The organism is Streptomyces sp. CB01635, from assembly GCF_002803065.1.
Classification (GTDB): domain Bacteria; phylum Actinomycetota; class Actinomycetes; order Streptomycetales; family Streptomycetaceae; genus Streptomyces.
On sequence record NZ_NNBL01000005.1, the window covers coordinates 1 to 12903 of the forward strand.

The 12903-nt window shown below is 70.4% G+C and carries 14 protein-coding genes; 7 read left to right on the top strand and 7 right to left on the bottom strand.

What is annotated here, in order from left to right:
- Window positions 1-229 precede the first annotated feature (229 nt).
- Entirely contained in the window at window positions 230-358 is a 129-nt protein-coding gene (mmpB, locus tag CG723_RS48665; protein WP_264484688.1) for a morphogenic membrane protein MmpB, read from the top strand.
- Between the two features lie 50 nt (window positions 359-408).
- Window positions 409-1038, top strand: a complete 630-nt coding sequence (locus CG723_RS17345; RefSeq protein WP_100594344.1) for a Maf family protein — start codon at window positions 409-411, stop codon at window positions 1036-1038.
- A gap of 19 nt (window positions 1039-1057) precedes the next feature.
- Here the strand turns inward: CG723_RS17345 and CG723_RS17350 are convergent, their stop codons facing one another.
- A complete protein-coding gene (locus tag CG723_RS17350) occupies window positions 1058-1537 on the bottom strand; it encodes a hypothetical protein (protein ID WP_234374354.1) in 480 nt (159 codons plus the stop codon).
- A gap of 356 nt (window positions 1538-1893) precedes the next feature.
- Between CG723_RS17350 and CG723_RS17355 the strand changes: the two genes are divergently transcribed.
- Window positions 1894-3648 carry an acetyl/propionyl/methylcrotonyl-CoA carboxylase subunit alpha gene (locus CG723_RS17355; protein ID WP_100594346.1) on the top strand — a complete coding sequence of 585 codons (1755 nt, stop codon included), beginning with the start codon at window positions 1894-1896 and terminating at the stop codon, window positions 3646-3648.
- A 120-nt stretch (window positions 3649-3768) separates the two neighbouring features.
- On the opposite strand, the gene CG723_RS17360 is transcribed toward CG723_RS17355, so the two are convergent.
- The gene (locus CG723_RS17360) at window positions 3769-4308 is read right to left on the bottom strand and encodes a YbhB/YbcL family Raf kinase inhibitor-like protein (protein ID WP_100594347.1); all 540 of its coding nucleotides are present in this window, start codon (window positions 4306-4308) and stop codon (window positions 3769-3771) included.
- 230 nt (window positions 4309-4538) lie between these two features.
- Here CG723_RS17360 and CG723_RS17365 point away from each other — a divergent pair, with 230 nt between their 5' ends.
- The 3 genes from CG723_RS17365 to CG723_RS17375 all read left to right on the top strand — a co-directional run bounded on the left by CG723_RS17365 (window position 4539) and on the right by CG723_RS17375 (window position 7708).
- Window positions 4539-5012, top strand: coding sequence for a MarR family winged helix-turn-helix transcriptional regulator (locus CG723_RS17365; RefSeq protein WP_100594348.1), 474 nt, complete (start codon window positions 4539-4541; stop codon window positions 5010-5012).
- 80 nt (window positions 5013-5092) lie between these two features.
- Entirely contained in the window at window positions 5093-6817 is a 1725-nt protein-coding gene (locus CG723_RS17370) for an MFS transporter (protein WP_100594349.1), read from the top strand.
- 303 nt (window positions 6818-7120) lie between these two features.
- Complete coding sequence (locus tag CG723_RS17375; protein ID WP_100594350.1) at window positions 7121-7708, top strand: TerD family protein; 588 nt, start codon at window positions 7121-7123, stop codon at window positions 7706-7708.
- 27 nt (window positions 7709-7735) lie between these two features.
- On the opposite strand, the gene CG723_RS17380 is transcribed toward CG723_RS17375, so the two are convergent.
- Complete coding sequence (locus CG723_RS17380) at window positions 7736-9079, bottom strand: phosphoribosyltransferase family protein (protein ID WP_100594351.1); 1344 nt, start codon at window positions 9077-9079, stop codon at window positions 7736-7738.
- A 184-nt stretch (window positions 9080-9263) separates the two neighbouring features.
- Here CG723_RS17380 and CG723_RS17385 point away from each other — a divergent pair, with 184 nt between their 5' ends.
- A complete protein-coding gene (locus tag CG723_RS17385) occupies window positions 9264-10067 on the top strand; it encodes a PP2C family protein-serine/threonine phosphatase (protein ID WP_100594352.1) in 804 nt (267 codons plus the stop codon).
- 55 nt (window positions 10068-10122) lie between these two features.
- On the opposite strand, the gene CG723_RS17390 is transcribed toward CG723_RS17385, so the two are convergent.
- The 4 genes from CG723_RS17390 to CG723_RS17405 all read right to left on the bottom strand — a co-directional run bounded on the left by CG723_RS17390 (window position 10123) and on the right by CG723_RS17405 (window position 12824).
- Window positions 10123-10686, bottom strand: coding sequence for a dihydrofolate reductase family protein (locus CG723_RS17390; protein WP_100594353.1), 564 nt, complete (start codon window positions 10684-10686; stop codon window positions 10123-10125).
- 91 nt (window positions 10687-10777) lie between these two features.
- A complete protein-coding gene (locus tag CG723_RS46220; protein ID WP_159032467.1) occupies window positions 10778-11209 on the bottom strand; it encodes a hypothetical protein in 432 nt (143 codons plus the stop codon).
- Between the two features lie 148 nt (window positions 11210-11357).
- Window positions 11358-11780, bottom strand: a complete 423-nt coding sequence (locus CG723_RS17400; protein ID WP_100594355.1) for an SRPBCC family protein — start codon at window positions 11778-11780, stop codon at window positions 11358-11360.
- Between the two features lie 33 nt (window positions 11781-11813).
- Window positions 11814-12824: an aldo/keto reductase gene (locus CG723_RS17405; protein WP_100594356.1), complete on the bottom strand. Its 1011-nt coding sequence runs from the start codon at window positions 12822-12824 to the stop codon at window positions 11814-11816.
- Between the last annotated feature and the right edge of the window lie 79 nt (window positions 12825-12903).

Genomic DNA, 12903 nt, shown 5'->3' on the forward strand with positions numbered 1-12903 from the left:
CACTGGCGGTGGTCCAGGCCCGCGCCGCGGCAGCCACCACCGCCCCGCCCGGCGCGGCAGGCACCCCCGACGCATGGGCGGACCCGGCAAGGGTGGCGCAGGCGCGCCGTCCGTCCCCGGGCCCCACGAGCTGGGCGCGCACGTACTGGCCTGCCTAGTCCGCAGGTGGGGGTGCGCCTGAGTACGCGTACTCAGGCGCACCGCGCAGCGGGGCAGCAGTATCGAATCCATGCTGTGGTCAGACCCCGAGAACGAGCCCCCCGAGGAGCTGCGCGAAACCCAGGCGATGCTCCGCCGGGCGGGCTTCGTGCTCGCGGTGGCGATGGTCATTGCGATGCTGGTTCTGGGAATCGTGTAGTCGCCCCGGACCGAGCACGCCCACCTGCCCACATGTGGAACCCTGACCGCATGAGTGATCCCCACGTGAGCACCCCCGTGAGCACCCGCCGTCTCGTCCTCGCCTCCCAGTCCCCGGCCAGGCTGGCCCTGCTGCGCCAGGCGGGCCTGGCCCCCGAGGTGCTGGTCAGCGGGGTCGACGAGGACGCCGTGTCCGCCCCCACCCCGGCCGAACTGGCCCTGGCGCTTGCGGAGGCGAAGGCGTCCGTGGTCGCGGCGAAGCCTGAGGTCCACGGCGCGCTGGTGATCGGCTGCGACTCGGTCCTGGACATCGACGGCCAGGCGCTCGGCAAGCCCGCGGACGCCGAGGAGGCCACGGCGCGCTGGAAGTCGATGCGGGGCCGCGCGGGCACCCTGCAGACGGGCCACTGCGTGTACGACACGGCGACGGGCCGCTACGTGTCGGCGGTGGCCTCGACGGTGGTCCGGTTCGGCGAGCCGAGCGACGCGGAGATCGCCGCGTACGTGGCCTCGGGCGAGCCGCTCCACGTGGCGGGCGCGTTCACGCTGGACGGCCGCTCGGCCCCGTTCATCGACGGCATCGACGGCGACCACGGGAACGTGATCGGCCTGTCGATGCCGCTGCTGCGCCGCCTGCTGGCCCAACTGGGCGTGAACATCACGGACTTGTGGGCGGACTGACCGCCCACGCCCACCCGGTTCAGACGGGCTGAGGTGCCCCGCCCCCATCGGCCGGACCCGCAGGGGCGTCGCCCGCGCCCGCACCCGCTCCCGCGCCCTCCCCCTGCTCCTTGCGGTCATAAGCGACCAGCGTGAGCACGATGAGCCCGAGCACGACCATCATGAAGACGAACGCGAGCCAGCCGACCAGGCCGATGCTGAACGCCCCGAGCAGCCCGTGCACGACAGCCGCGCTGATCAGCAGGATGCGGCCGAAGCCGGCCGGCCCGCGGTCGCGCACGGCGATGCGTACGAGGACGACCGCGCACAGCGCGAGATAGAGCCCGAAGAGCGCGCCGGCTATCCAGGCGGAGACGGACATGGCGCGGGGGTCGAGCCCGGCCAGGGACATGTCCTGGCGGTCGACGACCAGCCCCAGGAACCAGTTGAGCAGGGCGATGCCGATCGCCTCCGCGAAGAGCACGATCGCGGCCACCCATGCCACCGGTCTGCGTGCCACCGGAACCCCACCCACTTTCGACTGCTGTTACCCCTAGTACGTTCGAGACAACGCGAACGCTACTAACGGGTAAAGCGCGGGACAAGGGGTCTGCCCAAGGCAAAGAATCATTGGGCCATTCGTAGGGACTCCACAAAGAATCCTGGAGTGCCGCAGCGCCGTCTCACAGAGACCTAGCCCACTCTGGCGGGCTAGGGTTCGAAGAGGGAAGGCTGCGTACCCGGGCGCAACAAGGGGTTTCACCACTTGAGCGCGCCTCGAATAGCACTCCGTGTGGGCAAGCTCACTCATGGGGACGGGTCGAAAGCCCGTGTCGGCAGTCCCTAAACTCGGCTTGTTTCAAGGAGGGAGCCATCGTGCGCAAGGTGCTCATCGCCAACCGTGGCGAAATCGCTGTCCGCGTGGCCCGGGCGTGCCGGGATGCCGGTATCGCGAGCGTTGCCGTTTACGCGGAACCGGACCGGGACGCTTCGCATGTCCGGGCCGCGGACGAGGCGTTCGCGTTGGGCGGTGACACCCCGGCCACCAGCTATCTCGACATGGCGAAGGTGCTGCAGGCCGCCAAGGACTCCGGCGCGGACGCCATCCACCCCGGCTACGGATTCCTGTCGGAGAACGCGGAGTTCGCCCAGGCCGTCCTGGACGCCGGACTGATCTGGATCGGCCCGCCCCCGCAGGCCATCCGCGACCTCGGCGACAAGGTCGCCGCCCGGCACATCGCCCAGCGCGCCGGCGCCCCCCTGGTCGCCGGCACCCCGGACCCCGTATCCGGCTCCGACGAGGTCGTCGCGTTCGCCCGCGAACACGGCCTGCCCATCGCCATCAAGGCCGCCTTCGGCGGCGGCGGCCGCGGCCTCAAGGTCGCCCGCACCCTCGAAGAGGTCCCCGAGCTCTACGACTCCGCCGTACGCGAAGCCGTCGCAGCCTTCGGCCGCGGCGAATGCTTCGTCGAGCGCTACCTCGACAAGCCCCGCCACGTCGAAACGCAGTGCCTCGCCGACCAGCACGGCAACGTGGTCGTCGTGTCCACCCGTGACTGCTCGCTGCAGCGCCGCCACCAAAAACTCGTCGAGGAAGCCCCCGCCCCCTTCCTGACACCGGCGCAGAACGAACAGCTCTACACCGCCTCCAAGGCCATCCTCAAGGAAGCCGGCTACGTCGGCGCCGGCACCGTCGAATTCCTCGTCGGCATGGACGGCACCATCTCCTTCCTCGAGGTCAACACCCGCCTCCAGGTCGAACACCCCGTCACCGAAGAAGTCGCCGGCATCGACCTCGTACGCGAGATGTTCCGCATCGCCGACGGCGAAGAACTCGGCTACGACGACCCCGCCCTGCGCGGCCACTCCTTCGAGTTCCGCATCAACGGCGAAGACCCCGGCCGCGGCTTCCTCCCCGCCCCCGGCACCGTCACCCGCTTCGCACCCCCCACCGGCCCCGGCATCCGCCTCGACGCCGGCGTCGAGACCGGCAGCGTCATCGGCCCCGCCTGGGACTCCCTCCTCGCCAAACTCATCGTCACCGGCGCCACCCGCGAACAAGCCCTGCAACGCGCCGCCCGCGCCCTGGCCGAGTTCGAGGTCGAAGGCATGGCCACCGCCATCCCCTTCCACCGCGCCGTCGTCACCGACCCCGCCTTCACCAGCGACCCCTTCACCATCCACACCCGCTGGATCGAGACCGAGTTCGTCAACGAGATCAAGCCCTTCGCCGCCACCCCCGACACGGACAGCGACGAGGAAACCGGCCGCGAGACCGTCGTCGTCGAGGTCGGCGGCAAACGCCTCGAGGTCTCCCTGCCCTCCTCACTCGGCATGTCACTGGCCCGCACCGGCCTCGCCGCCGGCGCCAAGCCCAAACGCCGCGCCGCGAAGAAGTCCGGCCCCGCCGCCTCCGGCGACACCCTCGCCTCCCCCATGCAGGGCACCATCGTCAAGGTCGCCGTCGAAGAGGGCCAGGAAGTCAAGGAAGGCGACCTCGTCGTCGTCCTGGAAGCCATGAAAATGGAACAACCCCTCAACGCCCACCGCACCGGCACCATCAAGGGCCTCAGCGCCGAGATCGGCGCCTCCATCACCTCCGGCGCCACCATCTGCGAGATCAAGGACTGAGCGCCGCCCCTGCCCCGACGACCCGAACCCGAGAGCCCGGGAGGACGACATCCTGGGCTCTCGGGCTGCTCCTGGCCTGCGTGGCCACTCCTGGGCTTCCGCGCTGTCAGTCGTAGGTGCTCAGGCCGGATTCTCGAACATCGGAGTGATCACGGCCCGCGCCACGGCGTGGGTGAAGAGCTGGAAGCCCAGCCAGGCCGGGGAAGCCGCCGCCGGCACATCCAGCTCGGGCGTGTCCACCGCATGGACGGCGTACATGTAACGGTGGGGGCCGTGCCCGGGAGGAGGCACCGCGCCGAGGAAGCTGTGCCCGCCCGCGTCGTTGGCCAGCATCTTCGCGCCGATGGGCAGGTACTTCCCGCCCGGCGCCCCGGCACCGGCCTCCAGTTCGTGCACCGACGCGGGGATGTCGTACACCGCCCAGTGCCAGAAGCCACTCGCCGTCGGCGCGTCCGGGTCGAAGCAGGTCACCGCGAAGCTCTGCGTGTCGGCGGGGAAGCCCTCCCAGGACAGCTGTGGTGAGCGATCCTCGCCCGGGCCTCCGAAGAGACTGCTGCACTGTGCGACATCGAGGGGCTTCCCGTCCGCGATGTCCGTGCTGTGCAAGCCGAACTCCGGCACTGAGGGCAGGACGCTGTACGGATCGAAGGAGTGGGGCATGTGCTTCTCCTCTGGTCAGGCGGTCAGGTGTGCGCGGAAGCGGTCGGTGACCGACCCGCCCTGATCGACCACACCCCCGACACTCGCACGACACCCACAGGCGCCGCACGCCGCAAATGGGCGACTTCTGTCCGGACGACGTCCGTCCATGTCGATATACGTCCCTCAAAAGCGCGGCCACCAGACACACGGCACCCCGGCCACGCGGTATTGATTCATGCTACAAGCAGATGCATAATGCGCTTATGGATAAGCGGGTTATGGAAGTCGATCCCCGGGCCGAAGGCCTGATGATCGCCGTGGAGCAGATGGTCCGCTACGTGCGACAGAGCGCCGTCGCCGGCGGCCTGAGCACGGCGGCCTCGTCCGCGATCGGCCGGCTGGGCCGCGAAGGTCCGTATCGACTGAGCGAGCTGGCCAGGGCCGAAGGTGTCTCCCAGCCGAACATGACCCAGCTCGTCACCCGCATGGAACGTGCGGGCCTGGTACGCCGAGTGGCTGACCACAACGACGGCCGGGCCGTCCTCGTAGAAGCCACCGAGAGCGGCCTCGAGGTGTTCCGGCAGCGGCGCGCCGAGCGGACCCAGGCCCTCGATCTGCTCATCGGGGAGCTGACCGAGCCGGAGCAGCAGGCGGTGCGGACCGCGTTGCCCGCCCTGGCCCGCGCCATCCAGGACCGCCAGACCCGTACGGCCCACGACTGACTCATCCCGCCGCAGCCTGTCCGCTCCCCCGCACCCCCTCCACCCCACCCCTCTTCTCGACACTTTGGAGAGAACCGCGCATGAGTGCACCGCATGGAAAGGCCGCCAGTCCCTTCAAGCAGCCGAAAGCCGTCTGGGCCGTGGCGTTCGCCTGCGTGATCTCGTTCATGGGCATCGGCCTGGTCGACCCGATCCTCCCCGCCCTGGCCGAGAACCTGCACGCCTCACCGAGCCAGGTCTCCCTGCTCTTCAGCAGCTACCTGATCGTGACCGCGGTCGCCATGCTCTTCGTCGGCTGGATATCCAGCCGTATCGGCGCCAAGCGCACCCTGGTCGTGGGCCTGGTCGTCATCGTCGTCTTCGCCGCACTCGCCGGCACGGCCGGTTCCGTCAACGGCATCGTCGGCATGCGCGCCGGCTGGGGCCTGGGCAACGCGATGTTCATCGCCACCTCCCTCGCCGTCATCGTCGCCTCCGCGAGCGGCGGTTTCGGCGGCGCGATCATCCTGTACGAGGCCGCGCTCGGCCTCGGGATCGCCGTCGGCCCGCTGCTGGGCGGGGAGTTGGGCGGCATCAGCTGGCGCGGCCCGTTCTTCGGCGTCGCCGTGCTGATGGCCATCGCACTGGTCGCGACCCTCGCCTTCGTGCCCTCGCTGCCCAAGCCCAAGCGCCCCACCTCGCCGATCGCGCCGCTCAAGGCGCTGCGCCACCGCGGTCTGCTGACCATGGGCATCATGGCCCTGCTGTACAACTGGGGCTTCTTCACGATGCTCGGCTACGCCCCGTACCCGATGAAGCTGAGCGCGCACGAGCTCGGTCTGGTCTTCACGGGCTGGGGACTGCTGGTGGCCGCCTTCAGCGTCTTCTTCGCCCCGCGTCTTCAGGCCCGCTTCGGCACGGCTCCCGTCCTGTACGCCAACCTGCTCGGCCTCGGCATCGTGATGGCGCTCATCGCCGCCGGCGTCGACAACCCCACGGTCGTCATCGTGGCCGTCATCGTCAGCGGCGCCTTCATCGGCATCAACAACACCCTGACCACCCAGGCCGTCATGCTCGTCTCCCCCGTCGAGCGCCCCGTGGCCTCATCCGCCTACGGGTTCCTGCGCTTCATCGGCGGTGGCCTCGCCCCCTTCGTCGCGGGCAAGCTCGCCGACGCCACGGACCTGAGTGTGCCCTTCTATCTGGGCGCCGCCACCTTCCTCCTGGCCATCCCCGTACTGGCCAGCGGCCATGGTCTGCTGCGCAAGGCCGAGGCGGACCCGGTCGAGAGTGAACCCGTCAGTCCGTCGCTCACGCCTGTCGGCAAGACAGCCGCCTCGGCCGACGCGCCGCCCGTCATCGTCGCCGTGGGCGCCCACGACAAGGCCGCCTGCATCGTCGACGCCGCGGCGCGGCTCGCTCGCGACACGGGCAGTCCGCTGGAGGTCGTCCACGTCCAGCAGACCGCGGTCGTCGAGGAACAGGCCGTCGACACCGAGACGGACGAACAGGCCCGCGCCGCCGTGACCGCCCACCTCGACCGCCTCAGCGCCGACGGCATCGCCGCCACCGGCCAGATCCTGACGAGCGTCGGCGACCACGCCGCCGCAGGCCGCGCCCTCGCCCACCACGCGGCGGACGTACACGCCCGCGCCGTGGCCATCGGACACTCACCGCGCGGCCCCCTCGCCCAGTTCGCCGACGGCAGTCTCACCACCGCGCTCACCCACTCCGCCACGTGCACGGTCGTCCTCGTCGACACCGACAGCACGCCCCGGCACCTGACCAAGGACAGCCTCGCGGAGCTGCGCGACAGCGTGGCCTGAGCGATTCCCCTCCGGGCTGTGGTGCCTTTCTGCACCGCAGCCCGGAGCCGTCTCCACGCACGGAGGCCGCACAGACGTCATCAGGCGCGTCTGAACGTGCGGTTCGCGAGCATCACCTGCGCGGCACTCGCGGCCGGCGTCGTTCATCTGGGATCAGGCGGCCGCCACCACATCCCCCGCCGAAGGCGCCCGCTCAGTCCATGACGCAGGACCGACCGACACCAATTTCGGACCTGGTGTATCAAGCGGCGAGCGATATCGGCAGACTTCATGCATTGCACTCCACCATCACGAGGAATTCACATGATCACGCTCACCAAGGAAGACGGACCGGCAGATCTCGACGGTGTGACCCACCTGTCGATAGGCGTGTCCTGGGACCCCACCGCCGGAAGCAGCGGCGGGCTGATGGGCAAGCTCCGCCGGAACGTCGGCACGGACCTCGACCTCATCGCCGTCGCACTGCAAGGCGCGGACCCGGTACGGCTCGCAGGCCTCGACTCCCTGGACCCGCTGGGCAACGGCTCCTTGGTGCACAGCGGCGACAACCAGACGGGGCGCGGCGACGGGGACGACGAGACAGTGACCGTCGAGTTCGGCCGCGTCCCCGCCAACATCACGTCGATCGTCTTCGTGGCCGCCGCCTACAAGAAGTCCAGCTCCTTCACGAAGGCGCGGAACATCAGCTTCAAGGTGTACGACGCAACCGGCGGCACCTCCCAGCAGGTCGCCGACATCTGGCCGAGCCTGCTCACCAACGACAACGGCTGCCGTGTCGCCAAGGCGATCCGGGTCAACGGCAGTTGGAAGCTCGAGGTGCTGAACGAGACGGGGAAGATCAAGCAGGGCGACGAGCGGGCGCTGATGCGTTTCGCGGTGAGCAACCGGTAGGCCCTCCGGCGCCCGGCCCCGAACCGGTCAGTGATGTGGCTCCCGGCGCGCCGACGTTGAAGGGTCGCTGCCTGCCGTCAGGTGCGTGGTGAACCACGACCTCGCGAGGGCGGCGGCCCGGTCGAGCGCTCCGGGTTCCTCGAAGAGATGCGTCGCTCCGGGCACGATCTCCAGCCGGTTCTCGCAACGGAGTTGAGCCTGGGCGGCACGGTTGAGGTCGAGCACCATCGTGTCGGCCCCGCCGACGATGAGCAGGGTCGGCGCTCGTACGTCGCCGAGGCGGGGTCCGGCCAGGTCCGGCCGTCCGCCGCGGGACACCACCGCGCCGATGTCCGGGTCGTCGGCGGCCGCCCGGAGCGCCGCCGCGGCCCCGGTGCTGGCACCGAAGTATCCGATCGGCGCCGACTCGCGGTCGCGCAGCCAGCGGGTGGCTCCGGCCAGCCTGCCGGCAAGCGTGCCGATGTCGAAGACGTTGTCCCGGTCGGCTTCCTCGGCGGGCGTGAGCAGGTCGAACAGCAGCGTGCCGAGGCCCGCTTCCTGCAACACCTCCGCCACCGCACGATTACGCGGGCTGTGCCGGCTGCTGCCGGAGCCATGGGCGAACATCACCAGCCCCGCGGCACCTTCCGGCCGTGCGAGGTCTCCGGCCAGCCGGACTCCGGCGGCCTCCACCTCCACGCCGGCCGTGACCGGTGCCTGCCGGACGCGTGCGGGGTCCGCCAAGGCCCGTGCCAGACACCCGGCCACTTCCTCGTCCGTGGTCTGCGTGAAGTCGCCGTACCACTCACCGACGGAACCGAACAGGGGCTGTACGGAGAGGCACACCACGTCGTCGGCCACCACGCTCAGTCTGCGCACCGCGTCCGGCGGCGCGACCGGCACGGCGAGGACCACGCGGGCCGCGCCCTGCGCCCGTACGACCTGGCACGCCGCCGCCGCCGTGGCGCCGGTGGCAATCCCGTCGTCCACGACGATCACGGTGCGGGCCTCGCCGGTCCTCGTGCGGGCCTCCTCGGTTGCCGGAGGCCGCCCGCCGCGGTACCTCCGTGCCCGCCGTTCCAGCTCCTGTCGCTCCGCGCGCTCGACGGCCGCGATGCGGTCCGGTTCGATCCCGCAGTGGCGCACGACGTCGTCGTTGAGGACCCGTACGCCGCCCTCGCCGATCGCGCCGAACGCCAGTTCCGGCTGGTAGGGGACGCCGAGCTTGCGGACCACGATCACATCGAGCGGGGCGCCGAGCGCACGCGCCACTTCGAAAGCCACCGGAACCCCGCCACGGGGCAGCCCGAGGACGACCGGCTCCTCGTCACGCAGGTGTTGGACCGCTGCGGCCAGCCGCCGCCCGGCATCAGTACGATCCGTGAACCGCACAGCGCTCGCCCCTCTCGGAGGCCCTCGCAGGTGACGGCAGGCACCTCCTGCCCTTACCTCTGGGCTAACCCCGTTCGCGGCGCCGCGCAACTCGGGGCGCGCGCACCGCGCGACCCGGGCCGCTCTCCGGCGCGACAATGGTGGTGCGGATGATGCGCTCCTTCGCGGAAGGGCGGCACCCCCTATGCCGTACATATCGGTCACCGCGCTGAGCCACCCCGGACTCAGGCGCGAGCACAACGAGGACAGCCTGGTCGTCGGCCCATGGACGCTGTGCGGATCGGTGACGGAGAATCCGCAGACGATGGCGTTTCCGCTCGGCCATCCACTCGTGGTCGCTGTCGCCGACGGCATCGGCGGGCAGCCGGCCGGCGAGGTCGCCAGCAGCCTCGTCGTCCGCCGGCTCGCCTTGTTCGGGCCGGCGCTGGACGGCGAGGAAGCGGTTCGTGACGCGCTGGGGATGTGCAATCACGCCGTGTACGCGGCGGCCGACCGCGCCCCGGAGCTGTCCACGATGGGGACGACCGTCGCAGGTGTCGTGATCCTCGAACAGGAACTGCTCGTATTCAACGTCGGCGACAGCAGGGTGATCGAAGTGGGCCCGGCTGGGGACGGCATCGAGACGAGTGCCGACGGCGGCCTCACCGGTGACCGGGCCGCCACGGACGACACCCTCCACCAGGTGAGCGTGGACGACAGCCCGCCGCTCGCGCACGGCCGGCGCACCACGTCGATCGTCACGCAGGCGCTCGGTGGCGCACCGACGTTCAGCGCGATCACGCCGCATGTCAGCACGTCCACGCTCACCCCAGGTACGCGCATGCTGGTGTGCAGTGACGGCTTGACCGATCCCGTACTCGAGAGCGAGATCGACGATGTGCTTCGGGAGCACGACGGCGGACGGGCCGTCTTCGAGCTGTGGAAAGCCGCCATGGCCGCGGGCGGTCCCGACAACGTCACGATCGCGCTGGTCTCCCTGGCCGGCTGACCCGGCAACGGCCGATCAGCCGACCGCTCCCGGCCATCGGCGGCCGCCTTGCCCGTCAGGCCGGGACATAGCGCAGCAGCACGATCCCGCTCCGGAAGGACTTCGAGTCCACGAGCCGCAGTCGCGGTACCTCGTACCCACCGGGGAAGAGGCGCCTGCCGCGGCCCTGGACGACGGGGTACACGAAGAGGCGGTACTCGTCGACGAGGCCCGCCTCGATCAACGTGTGGGCCAAGCTGATACTGCCGGTGAGCACGATGTCCTTGCCGCCCTCCAGCGCCTTCAGGGCAGTGACCTCCTTGACCGCGTCGCCGGACAGAACGATCGAGTTCTCCCACTGCGGGTCCTCGATCGAGCCGGACACGACGTACTTCCGCACCTGGTTGAGGTAGTCGGAGATGCCCGTGGTGTCGTCGGTCAGCCCGGGCCAGTAGCCGCGGAAGTCCTCGAAGGTTCGCCGGCCCACGAGCAGCGCATCTGCCTCGCTGTCCTGACGGTGGCCCTCCGCCAGCACATCGGCCATGTCCGCGTTGCCCTGGGCCTGTGGTTCGAACCAGTCGGTGAGCATCTCGACGCAACCGTCGACGGTGATGTTCTGAGTGATCGCCAGAGTGCGCATCCCGCGCCTCCTCCTGAGCCGTGGCTGGTCCACCCTTCATGACCGCGCCCGCCCCGGAAAATCATCGGCGGCCCTCATCTGGCCTGCGCCGTTATGAGGTCGGGGTGCTGGAGGGCGGAGGCGGTGGGCCCGGCGGTCGGGATGGTGGGGGCGGAAACAGCGGTGGGGGTGGTGGGGGCGCCGGGAGAGGGCGGCTGCGCTGCCGGGGCGGGGCTTGTGAGGGGGCCGGGGGCGGCGGAGTGGGTGGCGGGGGCGGGGGCGGCTCGATCGCCGGCAGCAGGGGGCCGCCCTCGCGCAGCCGGGCGATGGTCAGCTCGGCGCGGCGGCGCGCCTGGGGGCCGTCGTCGCGTCCGTAGACGAGCCGGAGCCCCGCGCGGCCGAGGTTCTCGATGGAGTGCTGCTGGTAGCCGAGCGCGTGGGCGATCTCTTCGATCCGTCCCAGCCTGGCGGTTGTGGGGCGTCCGGGGATCAGCTCCACGCGGCCTCGGCCGTCGAAGCGCGCACGTACTTCGTCGTCCTTCACCTGACTCCACTCCCGGGAAGGGCGGCAGCCACCTGGCTGCGCCACGCCACGATCCGTCTCTCCCCGACCGTAGAGCACCTGGGGTGCCGACAGCGTCACAAGTCGGCACCCGGGGCATGGCGTGACCGGTCCAACACCGGTGTCGTCCTCAGGTGTTGAGGGTCTCGAGCAGTGCGGCGAGGCCGTCCGCGTAGATGCCGTGGAAGAGCTCCTCAACGTCGGCCTCGCTGACGCCGACGGGCGTGAACGAGCCCGTCCATTCCACCTGCGACGTTCCGGGTGCGCCGGGTATGTCGCGCACCGTCAGCGTGGAGAGGTAGTCGGTGACAGGGAAGGGCGCCTGCTCGATGGCGTAGGAGTAGGTGCGCTTGTCGTGGTCGAAGGCCTTGAGGCGTTCGACGATGACGCCGCCGTCCTGGTTGGTCAGGCGACGCACGCGGCCGCCTTCGCTCAGCTCGCTCTTGGGGATGTACGGGAGCCAGTCGGGCAGGGAGTCGAAGCCGCCGATGAGCTGCCAGACGTCTTCGGCGGATCGGGGGAGGTCGATGGTGGCGGTGGCGGTGGTGGCCATGTGCTGCTCCTTGCGTGTGCCGTGGAGTCGGGGTCAGGCAGTGGGGGTGGGGGCGTCGGCGGCGATGAGGTGCTCGTCGCGAAGGGCGGTCCAGAAGGCGGCCGGGACGTTCTCGTTGAGGGCGGCGACGTCTTCGGCGATGCGGCTGGGCCGGGTCGCGCCGGGGACGACGGCGGCCGTCGCCGGGTGCGCCAGGGCGAACTGCAGGGCGGCGGCCTTGATGCTGACACCGTGCGCGGCGGCGAGCGCCTTGATCCGCTCGACCTTGGCGATGATGTCGGCCGGCGCCTTCTGGTACTCGAAGTGCTGGCCGCCGGCGAGGATGCCGGAGCTGTAGGGTCCGCCGACGACCATGTCGACGTTCTGCTCGGTGGCGGCGGGCAGGAGGCGCTGCAGGGACCGGTTGTGGTCGAGCAGGGTGTAGCGGCCGGCCAGGAGGAACGCGTCGGGCTTGGGCTCGTCCAGGTCGAGGGTGAGCTCGATCGGCTCCACGCGGTTGACGCCCAGGCCCCAGGCCTTGATGACGCCCTCGTCGCGGAGGTTCTGCAGGACGCGGAAAGCACCGGTGCGCGCCGTCTCGTAGACGGCGAGCCAGTCGTCGCCGTGGAAGTCCTGGGCGACGTCGTGCACCCAGACGATGTCGAGACGGTCCGTCTTCAGGCGCTCGAGGCTGTCCTCGATGGAGCGCAGGGTGGCGTCCGCGGTGTAGAGGTCGACCATCTTGTTCGCGCGGCCGTGCTCGAACAGGCCGCCCTTCTCGCCCAGGTCGCGGTCGGCGGGGTCCTCCAGCTCGTCGAGGATGACGCGGCCGACTTTGGTGCTGAGCACGTACTCGTCGCGCGGCCGGCCTGCCAGCACCTCGCCCAGGCGCAGCTCGGACAGGCCCGCGCCGTAGAAGGGCGCGGTGTCGAAGTAGCGAATGCCCTGGTCCCAGGCGGCTTCGACGGTGGCCGCGGCTTCCTCGTCCGGGATGCTGCGGAACATGTTGCCGAGCGGGGCGGTACCGAAGCCGAGGGATCCCGGCAGGAGGGACTTGATACCCATGGTGGGAAACTTTCTGTTCGCGGCGTAATGCGGGGATCAGGATGCTTTTATCCTGCTCCGCGGCTCTTGCTCTGTCGAG

What these genes read in the sequence shown, in the direction of transcription:
- CG723_RS17390 (WP_100594353.1), bottom strand. Translation starts at nt 10,686, where the DNA reads ATGCGCACTCTGGCGATCACTCAGAACATCACCGTCGACGGTTGCGTC.
- CG723_RS17360 (WP_100594347.1), bottom strand. Translation starts at nt 4,308, where the DNA reads ATGCCCCACTCCTTCGATCCGTACAGCGTCCTGCCCTCAGTGCCGGAG.
- CG723_RS17345 (WP_100594344.1), top strand. Translation starts at nt 409, where the DNA reads ATGAGTGATCCCCACGTGAGCACCCCCGTGAGCACCCGCCGTCTCGTC.
- mmpB (WP_264484688.1), top strand. Translation starts at nt 230, where the DNA reads ATGCTGTGGTCAGACCCCGAGAACGAGCCCCCCGAGGAGCTGCGCGAA.
- CG723_RS17400 (WP_100594355.1), bottom strand. Translation starts at nt 11,780, where the DNA reads ATGGCCACCACCGCCACCGCCACCATCGACCTCCCCCGATCCGCCGAA.
- CG723_RS17385 (WP_100594352.1), top strand. Translation starts at nt 9,264, where the DNA reads ATGCCGTACATATCGGTCACCGCGCTGAGCCACCCCGGACTCAGGCGC.
- CG723_RS17405 (WP_100594356.1), bottom strand. Translation starts at nt 12,824, where the DNA reads ATGGGTATCAAGTCCCTCCTGCCGGGATCCCTCGGCTTCGGTACCGCC.
- CG723_RS17375 (WP_100594350.1), top strand. Translation starts at nt 7,121, where the DNA reads ATGATCACGCTCACCAAGGAAGACGGACCGGCAGATCTCGACGGTGTG.
- CG723_RS17365 (WP_100594348.1), top strand. Translation starts at nt 4,539, where the DNA reads ATGCATAATGCGCTTATGGATAAGCGGGTTATGGAAGTCGATCCCCGG.
- CG723_RS17370 (WP_100594349.1), top strand. Translation starts at nt 5,093, where the DNA reads ATGAGTGCACCGCATGGAAAGGCCGCCAGTCCCTTCAAGCAGCCGAAA.